At 60.3% G+C, this 22,986-nt stretch carries 22 protein-coding genes and 3 tRNA genes; 14 read left to right on the top strand and 11 right to left on the bottom strand.

Annotated features, from left to right (window positions below; genetic code table 11):
* The first annotated feature begins 43 nt into the window (after window positions 1–43).
* Both ABD919_RS05290 and ABD919_RS05295 read left to right on the top strand, forming a co-directional pair.
* Window positions 44–1,204 carry an acyl-CoA dehydrogenase gene (locus tag ABD919_RS05290; protein ID WP_345234481.1) on the top strand — a complete coding sequence of 387 codons (1,161 nt, stop codon included), beginning with the start codon at window positions 44–46 and terminating at the stop codon, window positions 1,202–1,204.
* 157 nt (window positions 1,205–1,361) lie between these two features.
* The gene (locus ABD919_RS05295) at window positions 1,362–2,288 is read left to right on the top strand and encodes a helix-turn-helix domain-containing protein (protein ID WP_345234483.1); all 927 of its coding nucleotides are present in this window, start codon (window positions 1,362–1,364) and stop codon (window positions 2,286–2,288) included.
* Window positions 2,289–2,467: 179 nt separating this feature from the next.
* Here ABD919_RS05295 and ABD919_RS05300 read toward each other — a convergent pair whose 3' ends face one another.
* The 4 genes from ABD919_RS05300 to ABD919_RS05315 all read right to left on the bottom strand — a co-directional run bounded on the left by ABD919_RS05300 (window position 2,468) and on the right by ABD919_RS05315 (window position 5,333).
* Window positions 2,468–3,016 (bottom strand): Riean_0653 family protein, encoded by a 549-nt coding sequence (locus ABD919_RS05300; protein ID WP_345234485.1) that lies wholly within the window; start codon window positions 3,014–3,016, stop codon window positions 2,468–2,470.
* A gap of 279 nt (window positions 3,017–3,295) precedes the next feature.
* Entirely contained in the window at window positions 3,296–4,141 is an 846-nt protein-coding gene (locus tag ABD919_RS05305; protein WP_345234487.1) for a geranylgeranylglyceryl/heptaprenylglyceryl phosphate synthase, read from the bottom strand.
* Window positions 4,113–4,949, bottom strand: coding sequence for a hypothetical protein (locus ABD919_RS05310; protein ID WP_345234488.1), 837 nt, complete (start codon window positions 4,947–4,949; stop codon window positions 4,113–4,115). Before ABD919_RS05310 ends, ABD919_RS05305 begins: the two co-directional genes overlap by 29 nt.
* Before the next feature lie 6 nt (window positions 4,950–4,955).
* Window positions 4,956–5,333, bottom strand: coding sequence for a phage holin family protein (locus tag ABD919_RS05315; RefSeq protein ID WP_345234490.1), 378 nt, complete (start codon window positions 5,331–5,333; stop codon window positions 4,956–4,958).
* A gap of 151 nt (window positions 5,334–5,484) precedes the next feature.
* On the opposite strand from ABD919_RS05315, the gene ABD919_RS05320 reads away from it, so the two are divergent.
* Window positions 5,485–6,636: a J domain-containing protein gene (locus ABD919_RS05320; RefSeq protein WP_345234492.1), complete on the top strand. Its 1,152-nt coding sequence runs from the start codon at window positions 5,485–5,487 to the stop codon at window positions 6,634–6,636.
* Between the two features lie 133 nt (window positions 6,637–6,769).
* On the opposite strand, the gene ABD919_RS05325 is transcribed toward ABD919_RS05320, so the two are convergent.
* Window positions 6,770–7,342: a fasciclin domain-containing protein gene (locus ABD919_RS05325; protein ID WP_345234494.1), complete on the bottom strand. Its 573-nt coding sequence runs from the start codon at window positions 7,340–7,342 to the stop codon at window positions 6,770–6,772.
* A gap of 201 nt (window positions 7,343–7,543) precedes the next feature.
* Between ABD919_RS05325 and ABD919_RS05330 the strand changes: the two genes are divergently transcribed.
* The gene (locus ABD919_RS05330) at window positions 7,544–8,503 is read left to right on the top strand and encodes an inorganic phosphate transporter (protein WP_345234496.1); all 960 of its coding nucleotides are present in this window, start codon (window positions 7,544–7,546) and stop codon (window positions 8,501–8,503) included.
* 61 nt (window positions 8,504–8,564) lie between these two features.
* On the opposite strand, the gene ABD919_RS05335 is transcribed toward ABD919_RS05330, so the two are convergent.
* Window positions 8,565–8,637 (bottom strand) — tRNA-Phe (locus ABD919_RS05335).
* A 168-nt stretch (window positions 8,638–8,805) separates the two neighbouring features.
* Here ABD919_RS05335 and ABD919_RS05340 point away from each other — a divergent pair.
* The 5 genes from ABD919_RS05340 (at window position 8,806) to ABD919_RS05360 (ending at window position 14,899) form a co-directional block, all read left to right on the top strand.
* On the top strand, window positions 8,806–10,167 hold the full coding sequence (locus ABD919_RS05340; protein WP_345234498.1) for a 4Fe-4S dicluster domain-containing protein: 1,362 nt from the start codon (window positions 8,806–8,808) through the stop codon (window positions 10,165–10,167).
* A 155-nt stretch (window positions 10,168–10,322) separates the two neighbouring features.
* A complete protein-coding gene (locus ABD919_RS05345) occupies window positions 10,323–11,174 on the top strand; it encodes a (Fe-S)-binding protein (RefSeq protein WP_345235194.1) in 852 nt (283 codons plus the stop codon).
* Window positions 11,175–11,390: 216 nt separating this feature from the next.
* Complete coding sequence (locus tag ABD919_RS05350) at window positions 11,391–11,891, top strand: hypothetical protein (RefSeq protein ID WP_345234500.1); 501 nt, start codon at window positions 11,391–11,393, stop codon at window positions 11,889–11,891.
* 93 nt (window positions 11,892–11,984) lie between these two features.
* On the top strand, window positions 11,985–13,910 hold the full coding sequence (locus ABD919_RS05355) for a CHU_0125 family OmpA-like outer membrane integrity protein (protein ID WP_345234502.1): 1,926 nt from the start codon (window positions 11,985–11,987) through the stop codon (window positions 13,908–13,910).
* 170 nt (window positions 13,911–14,080) lie between these two features.
* Window positions 14,081–14,899: a proline and serine-rich protein 1 family protein gene (locus ABD919_RS05360; protein WP_345234503.1), complete on the top strand. Its 819-nt coding sequence runs from the start codon at window positions 14,081–14,083 to the stop codon at window positions 14,897–14,899.
* A gap of 85 nt (window positions 14,900–14,984) precedes the next feature.
* Here ABD919_RS05360 and ABD919_RS05365 read toward each other — a convergent pair whose 3' ends face one another.
* A complete protein-coding gene (locus tag ABD919_RS05365; protein WP_345234504.1) occupies window positions 14,985–15,458 on the bottom strand; it encodes a DUF4293 family protein in 474 nt (157 codons plus the stop codon).
* 90 nt (window positions 15,459–15,548) lie between these two features.
* Between ABD919_RS05365 and ABD919_RS05370 the strand changes: the two genes are divergently transcribed.
* From ABD919_RS05370 to ABD919_RS05385, 4 genes are all read left to right on the top strand, one after another.
* A complete protein-coding gene (locus ABD919_RS05370) occupies window positions 15,549–16,751 on the top strand; it encodes a thiolase family protein (protein ID WP_345234505.1) in 1,203 nt (400 codons plus the stop codon).
* A 101-nt stretch (window positions 16,752–16,852) separates the two neighbouring features.
* A complete protein-coding gene (truA, locus tag ABD919_RS05375) occupies window positions 16,853–17,620 on the top strand; it encodes a tRNA pseudouridine(38-40) synthase TruA (RefSeq protein WP_345234506.1) in 768 nt (255 codons plus the stop codon).
* 289 nt (window positions 17,621–17,909) lie between these two features.
* Window positions 17,910–19,685 (top strand): ABC transporter ATP-binding protein, encoded by a 1,776-nt coding sequence (locus tag ABD919_RS05380; RefSeq protein ID WP_345234507.1) that lies wholly within the window; start codon window positions 17,910–17,912, stop codon window positions 19,683–19,685.
* A 130-nt stretch (window positions 19,686–19,815) separates the two neighbouring features.
* Window positions 19,816–20,340, top strand: coding sequence for a hypothetical protein (locus tag ABD919_RS05385; protein WP_345234508.1), 525 nt, complete (start codon window positions 19,816–19,818; stop codon window positions 20,338–20,340).
* A gap of 63 nt (window positions 20,341–20,403) precedes the next feature.
* Here the strand turns inward: ABD919_RS05385 and ABD919_RS05390 are convergent, their stop codons facing one another.
* From ABD919_RS05390 to ABD919_RS05405, 4 genes are all read right to left on the bottom strand, one after another.
* Window positions 20,404–21,141 carry a hypothetical protein gene (locus ABD919_RS05390; RefSeq protein WP_345234509.1) on the bottom strand — a complete coding sequence of 246 codons (738 nt, stop codon included), beginning with the start codon at window positions 21,139–21,141 and terminating at the stop codon, window positions 20,404–20,406.
* A 31-nt stretch (window positions 21,142–21,172) separates the two neighbouring features.
* Entirely contained in the window at window positions 21,173–21,952 is a 780-nt protein-coding gene (locus tag ABD919_RS05395) for an outer membrane beta-barrel protein (protein ID WP_345234510.1), read from the bottom strand.
* 68 nt (window positions 21,953–22,020) lie between these two features.
* Window positions 22,021–22,094 (bottom strand) — tRNA-Pro (locus ABD919_RS05400).
* A 106-nt stretch (window positions 22,095–22,200) separates the two neighbouring features.
* Window positions 22,201–22,274, bottom strand: a tRNA-Pro gene (locus ABD919_RS05405).
* 231 nt (window positions 22,275–22,505) lie between these two features.
* Between ABD919_RS05405 and ABD919_RS05410 the strand changes: the two genes are divergently transcribed.
* Window positions 22,506–22,946, top strand: coding sequence for a hypothetical protein (locus tag ABD919_RS05410; protein WP_345234511.1), 441 nt, complete (start codon window positions 22,506–22,508; stop codon window positions 22,944–22,946).
* The last annotated feature ends 40 nt before the right edge of the window (window positions 22,947–22,986 follow it).

Below are 22,986 nucleotides of genomic sequence, written 5' to 3' on the forward strand. Positions count from 1 at the left end.
GGGGCGTACTTTTGCTATCCCACTTTAAGACCATATCCCACCCATGCTAACTGCCACTTCCTCTAATATCTATCAGCTGACCGAAGAGCAGCTGGCCGTGCGCGATGCCGCCCGCGACTTTGCCCAGAACGAATTGTGGGCCGGCGTCATCGAGCGCGACGAGCACCAGAAATTTCCCACCGAGCAAATCAAGAAGATGGGCGAGCTGGGCTTCCTCGGCATGATGGTGAGCCCCGAGTACGGCGGCGGCGGCATGGACACCGTCAGCTACGTGCTGGCCATGGAGGAAATCTCCAAGGTCGATGCTTCCTGCTCGGTTATCATGTCCGTGAACAACTCCCTGGTGTGCTGGGGCCTCGAGAAGTACGGCTCCGAGGAGCAGAAGCGCAAGTACCTGCCCAAGCTCACTTCCGGCGAGATGATTGGCGCCTTTGCCCTGAGCGAGCCCGAAGCCGGCTCCGACGCCACCAGCCAGCGCACTACCGCCGAAGACAAAGGCGACTACTACCTGCTGAACGGCACCAAGAACTGGATTACCAACGGCACCACGGCCGGCGTGTACCTGGTGATAGCCCAAACCAACCCCGAGCTCAAGCACCGCGGCATCAACGTGCTGATTGTGGAAAAGGGCATGGACGGCTTCGTGCAGGGCCCCAAAGAAAACAAGCTGGGCATCCGCGGCTCCGACACCTGCTCGCTGATGTTCAACGACGTGAAGGTGCCCAAGGAAAACCGCATCGGCGAGGACGGCTTCGGCTTTAAGTTCGCCATGCAGGTGCTGGCCGGCGGCCGCATCGGCATTGCCGCCCAGGCCCTGGGCATTGCCTCCGGCTCGCTGGAGCTCAGCCTGAAGTATGCCAAGGAGCGCAAGGCCTTCGGCGTGCCCATCGCTCAGCACCAGGCCATTCAGTTCAAGCTGGCCGACATGGCCACCAACATCGACGCCGCCCGCCTGCTCTGCCTGCAGGCTGCCGCCGATAAAGACAACCACGCCGACTATGCCAAGTCGGGCGCCATGGCCAAGCTCTTCGCCTCGAAAGTGGCCATGGACAGCGCCGTGGAAGCCGTGCAGATTCACGGCGGCTACGGCTTCGTGAAAGAGTACCACGTGGAACGCCTGATGCGCGACGCCAAGATTACCCAGATTTACGAGGGCACCTCGGAGATTCAAAAAATTGTGATTTCTCGGGAAATCCTGAAATAGAGGCAGAATTGCCCTAAATTCAGAATGCTTGGACAAAACCCAGCCAAATTTTGGCTGGGTTTTTAGTTTTTGTGAATTTTATTATGTTGTATTGCATTACGGTAGCTAACAATTCAACTTTACCTAGTACAAACATGGTCGGCTCCGACCACGGAATATGGAAGATTACAACAAAGTAATTGAGTCACTCGGGGTGCGCTACATCAAAGCCAAAAACCTGGTTTTGCATCAGCCCTTCACGGTACGCAATTCTTACGACGTCGGCAACAACCTCATTCTGCTGCACAAGGGCCGCATTGCGTTTGGCGAGGAAGAAATGGTGGTGGAAGAAGGCGAGATGCTGTTCATCCCCGGCGGCCGTGCCACCCGCGTAACGTATGGCGACGACCCCAAGCCCCGCGTCATCTCCAACGACGACCTGATTGCCAACAAGGACAAGTACTTTACCTCCAACGAAAACCTGGACCTCATCGGCGAGGCCGAGGAAAGCCACAGCTTCATCAGCTTCGAAGCCAAGGTGTTCGACTCGGTGAACTTCTTCGCCTCGCTCGACGTGCCGGCTTTCCTCATCAGCGGCCAAAGCAAGCTGGCCAACCTGGTGATTAAAGTGGTGGAGGAAAGCCTGCAGGACCTGCCCGGCCGCGAGCGCCTCATCGCCATCTACACCGAGAACATCGTGGTGGAAGTGGTGCGCTACGTGCTGCGCAACAACATGTTTGTGGAGCAGCTGGCCACCAACAGCACCTACTTCAAAGACCCGCGTCTGATTGACCTGTTCAACTACATCAAGGAAAACCTGGGCGGCGACCTCTCGAACAAAGTGCTGAGCGGCGTGGCCAACGTCAGCGAAGACTACGTTGGCCAGTACTTCAAGATGCTGACCAACATCAACCCCCAGGACTACATCGAGTACCAGCGCATGGAGCGCGCCGTGTTCCTGCTGCGCACCACCAAGAAAAGCATCCGCGACATCGGCAAAGAGGTGGGCTACAAAGACACCGCCTACTTCTGCCGCCGCTTTAAGATGATGTTCGGCATCCCCGCCGGCAAGATGCGTCGGAGAGAGTCGGCGATGAATATCTAGGTTGAGTGGTTGCCAATGTGCTAGCGCGCGTCTCTGATGAGTGCTTCCTGGCCCCGCGTCTGTGACGCGCGCCAGCGCCGTCAGTGATGAACATTTAAATGGATGACTCACATCGCATAAAACAGCCCCGTTGCCTGAAGCAGCGGGGCTGTTTGGTTTCTGACTGATACGCTGAGTACCTACTGCTTGCTGTCAAAACGCCCCTTAGTCACGCGAACTGTCTTGCTTGGGTCGAAGGTGCTTACTGCCGTAAACTCGAAAGTGCCAGCCGATATCAATGTTCTGATGTCAGCATGGGTCAGGGTTACCGAGCCGGGATGCTGGGCGTCGGTCACGTATACTTCGCCCCGGCCACCGGGATAAGTGACCATTGCATGGTCCAGTAAGTACAACGGGTCACCCTGCGGGTAGTACAGCGTGGTTTGGTTGAGCAGGTAGGTGCGGGGTGAGGGACGGCGTAAAAACAGCGACACGGTACCCTCCCCGGGCCCGCCATTAAGGGTCAGGTAGTACAGGCTATCGAAGTAAAAGCCACCATTAACACCTTGGATGGGACTTGAAAGCAAGTTCCCACCATAGGTTTTGGCCACGAAACGCTTGCCGTCAATCAGACAACCGCCTGTATTAAGGCCGGCGTGGGTAGGAGGTGGCAAATCGGCCTCGGGGTCGTCTTTCTTGCAGCCGGCTAGTAGGGTGAGCACAAGCAGGGCAGGTAGGAGCTGTTTCATAATGGTAGAATAGGAGAGTAGTTTGGGACGAAAGTATAGCTCCCTTTAGTTCTCCAAAAACCAAAACTCAGCTCATTCAGACTTTTCAGCCAACCCTGGCTTCTCATCAAATCATGCCTAAAGCTTCTCCAAGCTGGGTTTTGTCCCGCAAGAAAAGGATATTTCCTACCGATGGCCTCTCTACCCGATGAGCTGCTTTTGCCCTGATTTTCTCCCTTTGAAAACGAAAGGGCCACTCCTCTTGCAGTGAGTGGCCCTTTCAAAAACGGTAAACAGAAGCTATAGCATCTTCTGGGGCAGCCCTTCCTTGGGCTGCTTCACCATGCGTGCCACGGCAGGGGAGGAGTCGACGGCTGAATGCTGCTGGAGCGGCGTGGCGTTCCGCACAGCTGCTACCGCCTCGGCCAGAAAGCCGGGCTCGTCCTCAATCTGGTTGCCTACCACCACCACGTCGGCGCCGGCGGCCAGAGCAGCCTGCAGCTTCGCCGCAGTGTTCAGGCCGCCACCCACGATGATGGGCGTGTCCACAGCTTGCCGCACGGCGCTAATCATCGCGGCCGACACCGGGTTCTGGGCGCCGCTGCCGCCGTCGAGGTACATGAGCTTCAGGCCCAGCTGCTCGCCGGCCATGGCCGTAGCAGCCGCGATGCTGGGCTTGTCGTGGGGCAGGGGCGTGGTGCCGCTCACGTAGGAGGCCGTGGTTTGCCGGCCCGAGTCGACCAGCATGTAGCCGGTGGGCAGCAGCTGCAGGCCGCTGGCCCGCAGGCGCGGGGCTGCCACTACGTGCTGGCCAATAAGAAAGTCAGGGTTGCGGCCCGAGATAAGCGAGAGCAGCAGCATGCCGTCGGCGGGGCCGTCGAGGTGCAGGCTATGGCTGGGAAAGAGCAGCACCGGCACCGGGGAGTGGGCTTTGATTAACGTGATGAGGGCAGCCTGCTGTGCACCAAGCACCAGGCTGCCCCCCACGAAAAAGTAATCCACCGGATGCTGCTGGCTTAGGCGCAGCAGCTGCAACAAGCCGGACTCAGTCAGGTTGTCGGGGTCGAGCAATACCGCCAACGACTTGCGCCCCTGCTGTTGGCGGGCCTGCAAATCATCATGAAGGCTGGGGGTAGAAGGACGCATCCGGGGAAGCAAGGGAATCAGACGTAGCGACGGGGGAAAAGCCGGTTTCGGACGGGCCATAGCCGGGGGAAGTCGCAAGGTCGGAATTTTTAGCGGCCGGGAAAAACTCGTTCAGCTTTTTCGTCACGAAAGCCAGCGCCACCGCCGCCACCTGGGCCACGATAACCTTGCCGGTATCCGACTGCAAAAAGCTTTTCAGTACCGTGCTCGTCGTAGAGGGGTGTGCCTGGCCGTTCATCTGGCCGTGGGCCTGGTCGTAGCCGTCCTCGTCGAAGGCATGGGAAGTAGGCAGGCGGCGGCTGTCGTCGTAGGGCAGGTCCTGGAAAGGGTCCTCTTCCTCCTCCCCGGCTGTGCTGTAGGCCGAAGCCGAGCCATGGGGGGTGGTGTCGGCAAACAGGTCGCCGGTGTATTCTTCCGGCGTGGGGGCACTGGCGCCAAAGCCAAAGTCGTCGACGTCGCCCTCGGAGGAAGCCATGAACACAGCGGCCGAGTCCTGAGCCGTGGGGTGGTACACCTTGCTGCGGTAGCGCTTGCCCTGGCCGCTGGTGTAGTACTGCCCGTAGTCGTCGTCCAGCTCGTCGTCATCTTCCGCCGCAAAGCGGCGCTTGCGCTTCTTGCCGCTGAAGGCTTTGGTGATAAGCCAGATGCCACCGGCCAGGCCGGCACCTACCAGCGCCACCTTGCCCACCATCACCGACTGGTCTTTGATGTGCTCGACGTCGCCGCGCAGGGCGCGCTCGTACTCCAGCTTTTTACGCTCCAGAAACTCTTTTTCGTCTTCAAACAAGGGGTTGTGCAACTCAGTCATAACAGGCTAGGCTTGGCGTTTGTCCGATTTGTAGATGGTGTCTTTCATCAGGTTGTTGGCAACGCCCTGGAAGGCGGCTTTGTCGACGCCCAGCAGCACGAGCACGAGCAGCAGCAGGTAGAACCCGGCCACAATGCCGAAGCCCCAGAAATGGCTGTCGAGCGCATCGTTCAGAGCCAGGCCGGCAAAGATGCTTAGAAAGATGAGAAAGAACAGCCCCAGCAGCGCCAGCATAACGCCGTGCACCGTGCTGACGAGAATGGATTTAACCTTTTCCTGCAGCTCCAGCCGTACCAGGTCGATGCGGGTATCGAGGTAGCCGGTGAGGTTGCTGATAAGATTGTCGTTGCGGGGCGTTTTGGAGGTGTCGTCGTCGGTAACCATACGGCGCGGGAATTGGGTGACGTAAAATGGTGTTGGAAAGGAACAGCTCATTGCCTTCAAAAAATATATAGGCGCAGGGCTGCCCCGTCTCTACGAAAATTTCCGTTGCAGGTCTGACTTTTGTGCAGTCCTTTGTGTTTGTATCCATCGCGTGAGCCAGAATCATTACCAGGTGCTCGGGGTAGCCGCCAATGCCCCGGCGGCCGAAATCAAGCGGGCCTACCGCAAGCTGGTCGTACGCTACCACCCCGACAAGCACGGCGGCGACCCCCGCTACGAGGAACAGTTTAAAGCCATTGCCGCCGCCTACCGCGTGCTGAGCGACCCCGGCCGCCGGGCTTCCTACGACTTCCAGCTAAGCCAGGCCGAGCGCCGGGCCGAGGAAGCCCGCCGCCAGCAGCAGTACCGCCCCGCCAGCCAGCACGTGTACGGCGTGCCCATGCCCCCGCCCGAGCCCCTGCGCACCCGCCGGCCCGCCGGCAGCCGCGAGCGGCACTACCAGACCATACCCCGCCAGCGCGTGCGCTTCAACCGCCGCGACTGGGGCCTTACGCTGCTGATTTTCCTGGGCATTCTGCTGTTCAGCTTTGCCGTGAAGGTGACCATGGACCGCATCACGGCCGGCAGCACCTACGAGGATGGCCTCAAAGCCTATGCCCGGGGCCAGTGGGCCGCCGCCTACAGCTACTTTGAGGAAAGCCTGCACTTCCGGCCCGACTACGGCCCCGCCCTGCGCCGCCGCGGCGAGCTGGAGCTGCACATCAACCACGACCCCGAGGCGGCGCGGGCCGACTTCCAGGCAGCCCTGCTGCAGAAGCCGGAGTCGCGCCGTGTCACGGCCGACATTCTCTATCGCCTGGGGCGCTGCGAAGCCTTGCTGGGCCGCCCCGCCCAGGCCGAGCTCAGCTACTGCCGGGCGCTGCTGCTGGACTCGGCCCTGAGCATGGCCTACCTGGCCCGCGGCAAGGGCCGCCTGCTCGACCTGCACCAGCCCACCCCGGCCCTGGCCGACCTCAACCACGGGCTAACTCAGCTGCGGCGGGCCGGCCGGGGAATACCCTGGCACTTTGTGCAGGTACGGGGTGTGGCGCTCACGGCTCTGGAGCGCTACGATGAAGCCCGTGATGAATACCGCCGCGTGCTGCAGGCTTACCCCCGCGATGGCCGCACCCACTTCCTGCTGGGCCGCCTGGCCCAGCACACCGGCGACTCCGCCGCGGCCTGCGAATTCATCCGCCGCGCCCTGCTGCTGGGCTACGAGTACGCCGCTGCTTCCTGGACGGAGCACTGCGAGGGGCAGTAAAAGGAGTTAAAAGGTGAGAGTTAAAAGGTAAAAGCGCGTCCTGGTTTTAACTTTTAACTGATGCCAGAACGCAAAGCAGCGCCCCGGACCATGGTCCGGGGCGCTGCTTTTTTAGGAGGCGGGAGTCAAACCTTTACTTGGGCAGCATCACCTTGTCGATTACGTGAATAACGCCGTTGCTCTGCGTCACGTCGTAGGTGGAGATGGACGAGGTGTTGCCCGACTCATCCGTAAGCACCACGTTGTGGGGGCCGTTCATCATGGCGGTGAGGGTGCCGCCGCTTACGGTCTTCAGCGTAGCCTTGCCCTTGCCGGCTTTGATGGCGGCCATGATTTTCTCGGCGGTCATGTTGCCGGCTACTACGTGGTAGGTCAGTACCTTGGTAAGGGTGCCCTTGTTTTCGGGCTTGAGCAGGGTTTCGACGGTGCCGGCCGGCAGGTTTTCGAAGGCGTCATTTACCGGGGCGAACACGGTGAAGGGGCCTTTGCCCTGCAGGGTTTCGACGAGGCCGGCTGCTTTTACCGCGGCTACCAGCGTGGTGTGGTCCTTGGAGTTGACGGCGTTGGCCACAATGTTTTTGGCCGGGAACATGGCTTCACCGCCCACCATTACGGTGCCGGGCGTCATCGAGGCCTGGGCCGAAGCGGTGGTGGCAGTTACGCCCAGCAGGGCAATCAGACCGAGGGAGAACAAAGACTTTTTCATGTTAATAGAGAAATGGAAGAATGTTGTAAAGTATGACCCACCTACGCCCCGGCATTGGCAAGTGGATTTTTACTTTTCACTTTTTTATTGACTCTCCGGGAAAGGCTCTTTAAGAATGAGAAGAGTTTTGGCGGCAAGCATCTGAGCTGCGATAAGGCTCGTTAGTTTGTCTCGGTTAACCTCCGCGCTTTCCTGTCCCGCATGCTGTACCTGCTGATATTCGCTGCCACCCTTTTCCTGGCTTACTCCAACGGAGCCAATGACAACTTCAAAGGGGTGGCCACGCTCTACGGCAGCGGTGCCCTCAGCTACCGGCAAGCGGTGTACCTGTCGACGGGCGCTACCCTGGCCGGAGCCCTGGCTGCCTTACTCCTGGCCGGGGCCCTGGTAAAAAATTTCTCGGGCAAGGGCCTCGTTCCGGATGCTTTGCTGCAGCAGCCCGCCTTTGCCATTGCCGTGGCCGGTGGTGCTGCCCTCACGGTGCTGCTGGCTACGCGCATCGGCATGCCGGTTTCCACCACCCATGGCCTGGTAGGCGCCCTGGTAGGAGCGGGTTTGATTGCCGTAGGCGAGCAGCTCAACCTGGATAAGCTTGGAAAATCGTTTTTCCTGCCGCTGCTGGCCAGCCCCCTGCTGTCGGCGGCAGCTGCTTTTCTCGTTTACTCCGGGGCCAGGCGCTTCACTACCGAAGAAAGCAGCCCGGGCCCGGTAGCCAATAGCGTGCACATCCTCAGCGGCGGCGCCGTCTGCTTTGCCCGCGCCCTGAACGATGCGCCCAAGATTGTGGGGCTGCTGGTGTTGATTCAGGCCCTCGACCTGCGCCTGGGCTTTGTAGCCGTGGGCCTGGCCATGGCCCTGGGCGGCTGGCTCAACTCCCAAAAGATTGCCGAAACCATGAGCCGGAAAATAACTCCGCTCACCCACGGGCAAGGCCTCACCGCCAACCTTATTACCTCTCTGCTGGTGAGCACGGCCAGTATCAGCGGCTTGCCGGTTTCCACCACCCACGTCTCGGTGGGCTCCCTTTTCGGAATTGCGGCGGCCAACAGAAAAGTGGATGCCAAGGTGTTTCGCAATATTTTGCTTTCCTGGGTGCTAACCCTGCCCATCGCAGCCGCAGCGAGCGCCGTCCTGTATTTTCTGCTAAGCCAGCTTCAATAACGGACTCCACCAAAGAGGAGAAAATAAAAAAGGCCCCAGCATGCTGCTAGGGCCTTTTTCGTGGCAACAGTTGGAATCGAACCAACGACACCAGCATTTTCAGTGCTGTGCTCTACCAACTGAGCTATGTTGCCAGCTCCCTTTCGCCGGGTGGCTAAGGGACTGCAAAGGTAAGAAAGCAAAACCATGTCGCAAGATTTCAAGTAAAAAAAATTGGCGAGGGCTGTTATTTGATTTAAAACTATTCGGCATGCCGAGTATATTGCAGCCGCAAACGTTCCCGCCTCCTTACCTTTACCCGCATGTTGGAGCAACTATTCTTCCTGTTGGTGGCCGTGGCCGCCTTTGGCCTGTTTGCGTGGCAGGTGCGCAAAGTTCGTCGCAACATCCTCGTAGGCCGCGACCGCGACATGAGCGGGCACGCCAGCGAGCGGCTGCGCAAAACCCTGCTCGTGGCCTTCGGGCAGCAGAAAATGTTCAAGCGCATGATTCCCGCGCTGCTGCACCTGGTGGTGTACGTGGGCTTCATCGTCATCAACATTGAGGTAATCGAAATTCTGATTGACGGCATCTTCGGCACCCACCGGGCGCTGGGCTTCATGGGGCCGCTGTACGCGTCCCTCACCGGCACCAACGAAGTCCTGGGCGCGCTGGTGGTGGTAGCCGTCATTGCCCTGCTCTGGCGCCGCAACGTGAAAAAGGTGCGCCGCTTCCAGGGCGTGGAGATGCGCGCCTGGCCCCGCATGGACGCCGACGTCATCCTCTACATCGAGCTGATTCTGATGACGGCCCTGTTCATTATGAACGCCGCCGACCAGAAGCTGCACGGCGATGCGCTGCCCGGGGCTTTCCCCATCAGCTCCCACCTCACCGGGCTGCTGCCCGAGAGCCCCTCAGCCCTGCATCTCCTGGAGCGGGCCGGCTGGTGGGCGCACATCGTGGGTATCTTCCTCTTCCTGAACTACCTGCCCAGCTCCAAGCACTTCCACATCATCCTGGCTTTCCCCAACGTGTGGTACTCGCGCCTGGTGCCCCAGGGCCAGTTTTCCAACATCGACAGCATCACCCACGAGGTGAAGGCCATGATGGACCCCAGCTACCAGGTGCCCGAGCCGGCCGTGGGCCCCGACGGCTCGGCCGCCGCGCCTACCTCCTTCGGCGCCAAGGACGTGGAAGACCTGGCCTGGACCAACCTGCTGAACGCTTACTCCTGCACCGAGTGCGGCCGCTGCACCTCGGTGTGCCCGGCCAACATCACCGGCAAGCTGCTCTCGCCGCGCAAAATCATCATGGACACGCGCGACCGCATGGAGGAGAAGTACGAGTCGCCGCTCATCTTCCGCCCCAATAACTACCGCACCGACCCCGAAACCGAGCGCGTGAAGGTAGACGAGGAGCAAACCCTGCTGCGCGGCAAGGTGACGCCCGAAGAGCTCTGGGCCTGCACTACCTGCAACGCCTGTGTGGAAAGCTGCCCGGTCAACATCAACCCCCTGGAAAGCATCATCGAGATGCGCCGCTTCCTGGTATTGGAAGAATCGGCCGCCCCCAACTCGCTGAACGTGATGTTCTCCAACATCGAAAACAACGGCGCGCCCTGGGCCTTCTCGCCCTCCGACCGGTTCAACTGGGCCGATGAGCTGTATGTAGCTGAGAAAGCCTAGCCTTTTAGTTGTCAGTTGTTCGTTGTCAGTTGTCAGGTTGTTCTGATAAAGATGATAAATTAGAAAAGCTGGCAACTGACAACGAACAACTGACAACTGACAACTAAAAAACCATGGCTGACCAAACTGCCAAGCGCCCCATCACCGTTCCCGTTATGGCCGACCTCGCTGCCCGCGAGGAGTCGCCCGAAATTCTGTTTTGGGTAGGCTGCGCCGGCGCCTTCGACGACCGGTACAAGCGCGTAACCCGCGCCTTTGTGCGCATCCTCGACCATGTGGGCGTGAAGTACGCCGTGCTGGGGCTGGAAGAGTCCTGCACCGGCGACCCGGCCAAGCGCGCCGGCAACGAGTTTCTGTTTCAGATGCAGGCCATGCAGAACATCACCACGCTGAATGGCTACGGCATCAAGAAAATCGTGACGGCCTGCCCGCACTGCTTCAATACCATTAAGAACGAGTACCCGGCCCTGGGCGGCGAGTACGAAGTCATTCACCACAGCACCTACCTGCAGCAGCTCATCAACGACGGCAAAGTGGGCGTAGCCGGGGGCGAAAGCTTCAAGGGGCGCCGCATTACCTTCCACGACTCCTGCTACCTGGGACGCGCCAACAACATCTACGAAGCGCCGCGTGAAGTGCTGGCGGCCCTCGACGCCGACCTGGTGGAGATGAAGCGCAGCCGCGCCAATGGCCTGTGCTGCGGCGCCGGCGGTGCCCAGATGTGGAAAGAGCCCGAGCCCGGCCGCAAGGACATCAACGTGGAGCGCGCTGAAGAAGCCCTGGCTACCCTGAGCGGCAGCGGCGAAGCCCTGGAAGGCCTGCTGGCCGTAGAAAACGACCGCCCCGCCCCGGGCCGGCACGACCTCAACGGCAGCATCATTGCCGTGGCCTGCCCCTTCTGCATGACCATGATGCACGACGGCGTGAAAAACAAGGAGCAGGAGCACGCCGTGCAGGTGTTTGACCTGGCCGAGCTGATTGCTTCCGCCGAAGGAATCAACGCCTAAGCGCTGACTGCTGCTGATTTTATTGATTTAGCTGATTCCGGCCGGCAGAAGCACCGTCTCTTGGTCGGAGCCGGCTTCAGGGGCAACCTTTGGTTTTTCTTGCAGTCCGTAGGGTGTGAGAACAAGGTTCTGGCGGCCCGGTGAGCACGAAAGTGTCAGCCGGGGCAGACCGCTGCAATCAGCAAAATCAAGTTAATCAATTCAAATCAGCGATTTATGTACGTTGCCTTCGACCAGCTGCCCGACCAGGCCCGCGTGTGGATATACCAGGCCAGCCGGCCGCTAGCGGCTGAGGAGCTGATTGCCGTGCTGCCGCAGCTGGCACAGTTTGCCGAGGAGTGGACCAGCCACGGGCGCCACCTGCGGGCCTCGGCCGAGTTTTTGCACCGGCAGTTTCTGGTGATTGGGCTCGATGAAAGCCTGGCTGGAGCCAGTGGCTGCTCTATCGATTCCTCGGTGCACTTCGTCCGGCAGCTGGAACAGCAGCTGGGGGCGCAACTACTGGAAAAGTCACACTTAGGTTTCCTGCACGAAGGCAAAGTATGGCTTTTAGACCGCCGCGAGCTGCGGGCGGCCATTGCCGATGGCCGGGTGCAGCCCGACACTTTCTATTTCGATAACACCGTGGCTACCAAGGGTGAGCTGGCGGAAAAATGGCCGGCACCGGTGGAAAAAACATGGTTGGCGCGCTACTTCACGGGGCAAGAAAAAAAATAGCCTCTTAGGTGAATCCTAGCTAAACTTAGTATTATTGCTAACCCAAAACCGCCTAACCGGGATTTTCCCGCTCCCCTCCACCCCAATCCACCTATGAGGAACCTATTATTCGTTTGCGCCGCGGCTGGCTCTGCTGCGCTGCTAAGCGGCTGCGCCACTTCGGGCGGCATGAGTAAAGGCGATAAACGTTTCGCCCGCGGCGAATACGAGCCTGCCATCGAACTGTACAAAGCCGACGTTGTCAAGGGCAAAAACGCAGCCATCTCCAACTACCAGATTGGGGAAGCTTATCGTCGCTCAAACCGCATTGAGCAGAGCGAGCAGTATTACAAAGCAGCGCTAGACGGGAATGTGAAGAAGAGCGATGCCGGCTACCGGTACGCAGAGGCACTGAGAGCAAACGGAAAGTTCGACGAGGCGGCAGCCCAGTTCACGACTTATGCCAGCAGCGGGGGCGACCGCACCCTCGCCGCCCGGGCTGAGGTTGATGCCCGCAATGCCAAGGCCAGCAAAGACGTTGCGGCCATAGCCAGCAAGTACGATGTAACGCCTCTGGAAGCCCTCAACTCGGCTGCTGCCGACTTCGGTGGCGCCATGATGCCGGGAACCGGCGAGCTGGTGTTCGCTTCGGGCCGGGAAGGAAAAAAGTACCTTGGCAACGGCGAGAACTTCAACAGCCTGTATGCCATCAAGTTTGATGATGCCGCTTCGATGAGCGGGGGCACCGTGCGTAAGCTGGAAGGCCCGTTCAATACCGATAAGCAGCACGAAGCCAGCGCTACTTACACGCCCGATGGCAAAACCATGGTGTTTGCCCGTTCCAACGACGGTAGCAAGAAAGGCCTGCTCAGCGTCGACCTCTGGATTTCCTTTAACAAGGGCGGGGTGTGGAGCGAGCCAATTCTGGCCAACATCAACGACCGCAGCGCCGACGACTTTTCACCGGTATTTGCCCCCGACGGTACCACGCTGTACTTCGCTTCGGGCCGCAAGACCGGCAGCCTGGGCGGCGTCGACCTCTACAAAGCTACCCTGGGTACCAATGGCCGCTTCTCGCCCGCCGAGAACCTCGGTGAATCCATCAACTCGGTAGGCAACGACAACTTCCCCGGCGTAGCACCCGACGGCACGCTGTACTTCTCTTCGGACGGACGCCCCGGCTACGGCAAGCTCGACATCTTCATGGTGAAGGGGGGCAAAGCCGTAAACATGGGCGCCGACGTGAACAGCTCGGCCGACGACTTCGCCCCGCTGCCCATGAGCAACGAAACCGGCCTGTTCAGCTCGAACCGCGCCGGTGGCAAAGGCTCCGACGACATCTATAAGTACACGAAGAAGCCGCTGAAGCAGGTTACCTTCTACGCCGACGGCATTGTGCTGGAGCGCGACACGCGCACCAACGCCACGACGCCCCTGGCGAATGCCAACGTTACCCTTGAAGGCAGCAACGGCCAGCGTCAGACGGTGGTGAGCGGCCCCGATGGGAAGTTCTCGGCCAAGCTGGACTCGGTAACGAGCTACACCCTGATGGCCGAGCACGAGGGCGACTTTGCCGCCCGTGGTACGCTGACTACCGTGGGCCGCAAGCCCAGCCAGGACCAGCTGCCCAGCCAGATGAACGACATCCGTCTGCCGGTAACGCTGACGATGAACAAGCTCATCAAGAACGTGGCCATCGAAGTCAAAGACATTTTCTACGACTACAACAAGGCCAACATCCGGCCTGATGCGGCCATTCGCCTCGACACCCTGGTGCAGACGCTGGTGGACAACCCCAAAATCAGCATCGAGCTGAGCTCACACACCGACGCCCGCGGTAAGGACGCCTACAACCTGAAGCTGTCGCAGATGCGCGCCGAGTCGGCCGTAGCTTACATCATCAGCAAAGGCATCAGCAAGTCGCGCATCACGGCCAAGGGCTACGGCGAAACCAAGCCCATTGTGAAGGACGCCAAAACCGAAGAAGAGCACCAGCGCAACCGCCGCACCGAGTTCAAGGTGACGCGAATAAGTCAGTAGCGACTCCGCTTCTAATAAAAAGCCCCCGCATAGCCTGCGGGGGCTTTTTTTATGCTGTTCTGCTTGCTTTTATTCGACGAAGCCCGAAAGAAAGCGGGCTGGGCTGGCACAGCTTTTGGAATGGCGCTGGCAGAGCCGAAACCCCTCGGCTCCCTCCTTCTATCTGCACCATGAATAAGGCTTTTTTACTCGCGCTGTCTCTGTTTTTTGCGGTGTTAAGCCCCGGCCTGGCGGCTCCCCTGGCAAATGCCAGCTTTTCGGGCGAAAGAGGCCTGGCTTTTACCCTGGTTCTCGATGGCCGCCCCCTTACCCGGGGCCTGGCCCGGGAAGTATACGTCGACCGCCTGGTGCCGGGCCTGCACTGGGCCGACTTCACGATTCCCGCGCCGCGGGGCGGCGTGGTGCGCTTCCGCAGCCGCGTATGGCTGGAGCCGGGCCTGGAAACCAACTTCCTGCTGCAGATGCGCCCCGGCCGGCCCCCGTTTCTGCGGCAGATAGGCGCTCTGGCACTATATGGCCCCGGCCCGGGGGCTTACCCAGGCGGGGGATACCACAACGGTGCCGGCCCCTACGGGCAGGGCGGCTATAACAACGGCGGCTACGCTCAGGGTGGGCAGTATGATGATGACTACGACAACAACGGCGGCTACAGCAACGGGGGCGCGGGCTATTACCCCGGCTCGGCAGTGAGTAGCTACCGGTCCATGGCCCCGCAAGATGTAGATGCCCTGATTCAGGCCGTAAGGCAGCGGCCCTTTGAGTCTGCCAAGCTCAGCCTGGCCAAGGATGCCCTCAGCCAAAGCAGCCTTAGCGCGGTTGACTTGAAGCGCCTGCTGCGCAGCTTCGACTTTGAGTCGTCGCGGGTGGAGCTGGCCAAGTACGCCCACTCCCACGTGTACGACCCCCAGAATTTCTACCGGGTGTACGAAGGCTTCGACTTCGACGCCAGTGTGCGCGAAGTGCAGCGGGCGGTAGGCGGCGGGCAGTAGCTGTAAGGTGCATTCAATAAAAAAGGCGGCTCCCTAGTTGGGAGCCGCCTTTTTTATCGGTAAAACCGCAATGCTAAGGCTGAATCTAGCGCAGGCGGTCCATGCTGCGCACCAGCTGCTCGTCGCGACGAATAAAGCGGTTGGCCAGCAGGTTGAGCAGCAACGCCAGGGTAGGGAGGTAGAAGCCAATAAGGTAGGTGCCCGTGAGCTTCACGTTGAGCAGCTGCTCGCCCTTGCTGGCGTAAAAGAAAGCAGCGCCCAGCGTAGCCGTAATGAGCAGCACGTTGAGCATGCCCAGCTTGAGCTGGCTCAGGCGGCTGCGGTACTGGGAAATCTCAATCAGGGCTACTGCGGCCGATGCGATGGCCAGGGCCGCGATAAGCCAGGTGCCGGTAGCCGGCACGCTGCTTTGGGCCGAGGTGGGAGCCAGGCTAAAGGCCGTGAGGGCAATTTCCTGGCCCGACTGCGGGTCGATTTTGTGCCACAGCGGCAGGGCCAGCACGCTCAGCATGGCCAGCGCCAGCAAAAGCAAAAACACGCTTTGGATTCTTTGTATCATCTTTGTTGTTAAATGAAAACCCCGCCCGAATTGCGGCGGGGCTGCAAATTTAGTCCTTAACCGGCGCTTGCGCCGCTATACATAGCCCAGATGTTAACTGCTTATATCGTGGACGCGGTGCGTACCCCGATTGGAAAATTTGGGGGCGCGCTCAGCAGCGTCCGCCCCGACGACCTCGCGGCCCACGTGCTTCGCGAGCTGATGCGCCGCAACCCTTCGGTGGATAAAAGCGCTGTGGAAGATGTTATTATGGGCGCAGCCAACCAGGCCGGCGAAGACAACCGCAACGTGGCCCGCATGGCTGCTTTGCTGGCGGGCCTGCCCCTGTCGGTGGCCGGCAACACCGTCAACCGCCTTTGTGCTTCGGGCCTGCAAAGTATCATGGATGCTTCGCGCGCCATTAAGTCGGGCGAGGGCGACGTGTACCTGGCCGGCGGCTCGGAGAGCATGACCCGGGCGCCGTTTGTGATGGCCAAGTCGGAAACGGCGTTTGCCCGCGACTTCACGGCCCACGACACCACCCTGGGCTGGCGCTTCGTGAACCCGCGCCTGTCGAAGATGCACCACCCCTTCACCATGGGGCAGACGGCCGAGAACGTGGCCAGGCAGTACGGCATCACCCGGCAGGAGCAGGACGCCTTTGCGTTCGAAAGCCAGCGTAAGTACGCCCGGGCGTTCGAGAAAGGCCGCTTCCGCAAGGAGATAGTGCCGGTGTTTATTCCCCAGCCCAAGGGCGATACGGCCTTGTTTGATACCGACGAGCAGCCGCGCTTTTCTTCGCTGGAGAAGCTGGCCACGCTCAAGCCCGCCTTCCAGCCCGCCGACGGCACCGTTACGGCCGGCAACTCGGCCGGGATTAATGATGGCGCCGCGGCCGTGCTCATGGTAAGCGAGGAGGCCCTTTCGCGCTACAACCTCAAGCCCATGGCCCGGGTGGTGGCCTCGGCCGTGGCGGGCGTCGACCCCTCGGTGATGGGCCTGGGCCCGATTCCGGCTACCCGCAAGGTGCTGGAGCGGGCTGGCCTGAAGCTGGCCGACATCGACCTGATTGAGCTGAACGAGGCCTTCGCCGCGCAGGCCATTGCCTGCATGCGCGACCTGGACCTGGACCCGGCCAAGGTAAACGTGAACGGCGGCTCCATTGCCCTGGGCCACCCACTGGGCTCGTCGGGCTCGCGCATCTCGGCTACGCTGCTGCACGAGATGCAGCGCCGCGACAGCGTGCGCTACGGCCTGGCTACGATGTGCGTAGGCGTAGGCCAGGGCGCCGCGGTGATTTACGAGAAGATGTAGTAACGAGGCTTCGGCCTTGTGCTAATGAGGAATGAAGAATGAGGAATTGCCTGCGCAATTTCACGTCTTCGTTCCTCATTCTTCATTTCCCATTTCGAGGTATGCGCTACTTTCTTCACCTGGCTTACGATGGCAGCCAGTACCACGGCTGGCAGGTGCAGCCCAACACGCGCACAGTACAGGCCGAGGTGAACCGCTGCCTGACCCAGGTGCTGCGCCAGCCCATCAGCTGCCTGGGTAGCGGGCGTACCGACACCGGGGTGCACGCCAGCCACCAGGTAGCGCACTTCGACGCCGAATTTGCCGAAGGCATGACATCGGAGCTGCTCCTGTACCGCCTGCGCCGGGCCTTGCCGCCTGATATCGGGCCCCTGGCCCTGCACCCCGTGCCGGCCGACGTGAATGCCCGCTTCGATGCCGAGCAGCGCACCTACGAGTACTTCGTGGTGAGCCGGCCCGACCCGTTTCGGCGCGACCATGCCCTGCTGATAGACCGCCCGCTGGATGTGGCGGCCATGAATGAAGCCGCGGCCTGCATGATAGGACAGTTTGACTTCACCACCTTTTCCAAGGTAAAAGGGGGCGAAAACCACTACGTGTGCTATTGCTACGAGGCCGCCTGGCACCCCGCGCCAGGCGGGCTGGTGTTCCGCATCCGGGCCAACCGCTTTGTGCGGGGCATGGTGCGGCTGGTGGTGGGCACCCTGCTCGACGTGGGCCGCGGCCGCCTTTCGCCTCAAGGGTTTAAGGAGCTGCTGTGGTCGCAGCAGCGGGTGGCGGCCAGCGGCGCGGCTCCCGCCCAGGGCTTGTTCCTGAGCAAAGTGGACTACCGGCCGGGCATCGTGCCCGCAGAAGCCCAAGCAGGTTGATTTAACCAGCGAAAGGCGGCTGCGGCAATCAAGCCGTGCTCTTGAGCTTGCTGGCCACTTACGAGTGTCTCTACACCACTCCGCAGAAGGACAATCCACTCGCGGGTAGCCAGCAGCCGTTCCGGTGTGACTTACTCCCCGTCTTTGGTAGTGCGCTACCACTGCACAGGGGCTTAGGGATATTATGCCGCGGTTCCGGATTGCCCGGAAGAAGCTGGCCGGAGCCAAACACAAACCCGCCCGGCATTTGTTGCGTCCTGGCAGCATGTTCTGCCGACCTTTGTAGCCTATGCAACCCCAAGCCCTTCCTTCCAACGCCGGCCAGGTATTCGACTGGGCCGTGCTGCGGCGCCTGCTGAGCTACGTGCGCCCCTACCGGCGCGTGTTTATCGGCCTCATCTTTCTGACCGTGGCCACGGCCGTGCTGGGCACGCTGCGGCCCTTTCTCATTCAGCGCCTCGTCGACGTCAACATCGAGCAGGGCGACATGCGCGGCCTCAACGCCCAGTTTGCCCTGCTGCTGGTGCTGCTGGTGGCCCACGCCGGCGTCAGCTACCTGCAGACCTACTACGGCGGCTGGCTGGGCCAGTACATCGTGCGCGACATCCGCACCGACCTCTACCAGCACCTGCTGGGCCTCAAGCTCAGCTTCTTCGACCGCACGCCCATCGGTGTGCTGGTGACACGCAACATCTCCGACGTGGAAACGCTGTCGGACGTGTTCAGCGAAGGGCTGGCGGCCATGGCCGGCGACATCCTGCAGATTCTGTTCATCATGGCCTTCATGTTCTGGATAGACTGGCGCCTGACGCTGGTGAGTTTGTCGGTAATTCCGCCCCTGCTCTTTTCCACCTACGTGTTCAAGGAAAAGGTCAAGAAGTCGTTTCAGGACGTGCGCAACGCCGTAGCCAAGCTCAACTCCTTTGTGCAGGAACACCTGACGGGCATGAACGTGGTGCAGATTTTCAACAACGAGGAGCGGGAGTTCCGGAAATTTGAGAAGATAAACCAGGAGCATACCCAAGCCAACATCCGCTCGGTGCTCTACTACAGCATCTACTTCCCCGTGGCTGAGGTGCTGGCCGCCATCGGTGTGGGCCTGTTGGTGTGGTACGCGGCCCAGGGCCAGATTGAGGGCTCCATCTCCAAGGGCGCCCTCATTGCCTTTATCATGTACAACGCCCTGTTTTTCCGGCCCATCCGCCAGATTGCCGACCGGTTCAATACCCTGCAGCTGGGCCTGGTGAGCACGGAGCGCCTGCTCAAGCTGCTCGATAACAAGGACCTGGTGGCCACCACCGGCACCTACGCACCGGAGCAGCTGCAGGGCGAGGTGGAGTTCAAGAAGGTGTGGTTTGCCTATAACGAGCCCGAGTGGGTGCTCAGGGACATCAGCTTCCACGTCAGGCCCGGCCAGACCATTGCCTTCGTGGGAGCCACCGGGGCCGGCAAAACCAGCATCATCAACCTGCTCTCGCGCTTCTACGACATTCAGCAGGGCAGCATCTGCGTTGATGGGCGCGACCTGCGCGAGTACGACCTCAGCCAGCTGCGCCGCCAGATTGGGGTAGTGCTGCAGGACGTATTCCTGTTTGCCGGCTCCATCCGCGACAACATCACGCTGGGCAACCACAGCATTTCCGACGAGCGTATCTGGGAAGCCGCCGACCTGGTGGGGGCCCGCCGCTTCATGGAGCGCCTGCCCGGCGCCCTCGACTATCCCGTGATGGAGCGCGGTGCCACCCTCTCCGTGGGCCAGCGCCAGCTTATCAGCTTCGTGCGCGCCATGGTGTACCAGCCCCGCGTGATTGTGCTCGACGAAGCCACGTCCTCGGTCGACTCCGAAACCGAGGAGCTCATTCAAGAGGCCATCGAGAAGCTGATGAAAGGCCGCACTTCCCTGGTTATTGCCCACCGCCTCAGCACCATCCAGAAAGCCGATAAAATCATTGTGCTGGATAAGGGCGAAATCAAGGAAGCCGGCACCCACGAAGAGCTGCTGCAGCTGGAGGGCGGCTACTATGCCCAGCTCTACCGCATGCAATACCTGGTGAACGAGCAATGAGCAGTTAGCAATGAGCAATGAACAGTGTATAATTAGCAATTGCTAAAACCTAGACCATTTTGCTCATTGTTAACTGTTAACTGTTCATTGCTCATTGCTAACTGCACATTGATAATTATTCATTGCCTGCATGACCCGCTACATCTTTCTGATTTTGATTCTGCTTGCCATTGGCCTGGCCGGCTATTACGCCTACCTGGGTGGCTTCAAGCAGCCCACGGTAATGCTCGAAACCCAGCCGGCCCCACTATACCTGGCCGGGCAGCCCTTCAAAGGCCTGGCCACCGACGACAAGTTTGGCCCCCTGTTCCGGCAGGCCAAGTCGGTGCAGGATGGCGGGCAGCTAAAGGGCGACCTGGCCAACCTCTACCTCAACAACCCCGGCTCGGCTAAGGACACTATTCAGGCCTTTATCGGGCTGGCCGTAGCCGATACCACCCAGCCGCTGCCTCCGGGCTTTCGCTACCGCGTGATACCAGCCGGGCAGCGCGTAATGACGGCCCGGCTGGAAGGCGTAAGCTACCTGCTGGCCCCGGCGGCGCTGTACCCCGCCGCCCTAAAGGCCGTGCAGGAGCAAAAGCTGACCCAGCGCAACTTTTTCCTGGAGCGGTTTGGGGCAGGGGAGAAGTCGGAGGTGTGGGTAGGGGTAAAGTAAAGCCCAAACCAAAAGAGCCCCGGCGCAGGCCGGGGCTCTTTCGCTGGTGCTTAGAACAAAGTGCTACTTCCGGCCCAGGTAAAAGACGGCCCCGAGCTGCAGGCTGCTCAGGCCGAAGCTGGCGCCGAAGCTACTGGCGGTGTATTCCCGCACGTTGCTGGCCGGGACCATGGCAGGCTGGGTGAAAGTAGCTTTCTGCGTCTGGCGTTGGTAGCCAAACCCACCCAGCGTTACTTCCAAGGCCAGCTTATGGGTGGGGAAGAAAGCAAAGCCAGGCATGAGCTGGGCAAAAAATCCGCCGCCTGTCACAAGCTCGCTGCTGACATAAAGCGGGTCAGCAGAGGTGGTTTCTCCTTCCATGCGGTTGGCTTGATAGCCGCCGCCGAGCTGCCCAAAAAGGGCCGCCTTCTCTCCCACAAACTGGTAGTAGCGGGCTATGGGCCCTACCCGCAGGTTATAGCTGCGCAGTTCACTTACGTCTTGAAGCACTGTCACCCCGCTGCCAGTACCGCCAATCGGAACGGCCCTTATGTAGTTATAGAGCGTACCAGTACTTCCCGAGTAGCCCAAGTTTAGTCCTACGGCCAGATTATCAACTAGAAAATAAGCTGCGGTAGGGCTCACGTTGAACTGCCACAATTCGCTTAGCTTCTCGTTGGTGTTGCCCACGGCTCCTTCGGTGCTTTGCTGGATATAGCCGACGCTGCCGCCCAGCATCATGGTTCCCGCGGCAATCTGGCCCTGGGCCGTGCTAGCGCTAGCAAGAACCAGCATCGTAGCTGCGGCGATAATTGTTCTCATGCAAGAGACAAAGGATAAAGAAGTCCCAGGGTTAGCGGCCCGGAAAGAACGTGCCGCCGAACATGAGCTGGTCGATGCCGAAGCGTGCCCCAAAGCCGCTGGAGTGGGACGATACTCCTTCCGCGTCGTTGCTGCGGGTAGTGGAAACCCGGCTGTAGTACAAGCCGCCAATCGACGCGCTGATACCGAACTTAGGTATGGGGAAGAACACAACCCCCGGAGCAAAACCTGCATAAAAACCATTGCCTTTGGCTTCAACAACAATATTGGCGCTGCTGCCGCTGTAGTATGGCTGGAAGGTTCGCTGATAACCCACGCCAAGTCGGCCAGTTAAGCCAAACTGGTCACTCAGCATCTTGTAGTACTCCGCATAGGGGCCAACAGAAAAAGTAGTGCTGGCATCCAGCGGGTCAGGGCTGTTGCGGCCCGGCCCGGTGCGGGTGATTTTTGAGCTTTGAGCACTGTAGCCCAGGCCCAGGCCAATGGCCAAGTTGTCGGCAATGAAGTAGCCCACGGATGGCGAAAAGCGGAATTCACTGTTGGCCGTTTCGTCAGTATACGTATTGTAGCCGTTATTAAACTCCGAGTAATGAGTATTGCGGCTATAACCGATGTTGCCCCCCAGGGAAATAGTGCCGGCAGAAATGGCGCTTTGCGCCTGGGCGATGGTAGATGCTCCCCCGAGCAGGGTGAAAATCAGGAGTTGTTTGTTCATGAAAGAAAAAGAGAGATGTAACAGTGCATTAAAATCAGGCAGCGACGCCTGGCCGGTCAGCTGCTCCAACGCCTGGTGGCCGGGACTATTGCCCACGAATGGCAACGGACAGAAACAAAAAAGGGCCGCTGCCAAGAATGGCAGCGGCCCTTTTGCTACTAGTGTCGGGGTGGCAGGATTCGAACCTACGGCCTCGTCGTCCCGAACGACGCGCGCTACCGGGCTGCGCTACACCCCGAAACCGGGGCCGATGGGGCGGCTCCCGTTTCTTGTTTTCCAAATGCGGCCGAAAAAAGCCTCCGAACGGTGAAGTTCGGAGGCTTTACAGAGCGGCTGCTCTACCGTCGGAGTGGCAGGATTCGAACCTACGACCTCCAGCACCCCATGCTGGCGCGATACCAGGCTACGCTACACCCCGATTGGTATTTGGAGCGACAAAGGTACGGGAACTTGCGTGGTTGGTGCAAGCCGCCTCCAAATATTTTTTTGAGCAGCGGCCTCCGGGCTGGCACGGATAAGAGCGTCCGGGCTGCGTGGTATTTTCGGTATGCTGCTGCAAAATACCGGCTTGGCTGCTTGCAAGCCGCTGCCAGGTGCCGCTACATTTAAGCCTGATTCTGCACCGGACCAGGCTTTTTTTCTGCTTTGCATGGCTATTTCGTCTTCCCTTAGTCCAGCCCCCCGACGCCTCCGGGCGGCTCACTTCATCGACTTCGACTACCTGGAGCACGTAGCCGATGGCGACGCGGCCTATGTGGTGCTGATGGCCCGGCTCTTCTGCGCCCACTTTCCGGAGGAAATGTTTCTGCTGGAGGTAGCGGCCGCCCGGGCCGACGTTGTGGCCTTGCGCCAGGGCCTGATGCGCCTCGGCACCACCTGCCAGATGATGGGCCTGCCGCGGCTGGTGCAGCTGGCGCAGCACCTGGCCGCGGCGCTTAGCCCGGGGCAGCCCCTGCCGGCTCATGCCCAGGCCGTGCTCCGACGCCTGCGCTATGGCGGTACCTCGGCCATGAATTCGCTGGCCCTGCGCCTCGATGAGCGCTACCCCCAAGCCCTGGAAAGGTTGCTTCACACTTCAGAATCGGCATAGTTCCTGCTAAGGCGGCATGGATAGACGGAAGTCTGTAACT

Origin of the sequence: Hymenobacter saemangeumensis (assembly GCF_039541835.1) — a bacterium.
In the GTDB taxonomy this organism is placed as follows: Bacteria; Bacteroidota; Bacteroidia; order Cytophagales; family Hymenobacteraceae; genus Hymenobacter; species Hymenobacter saemangeumensis.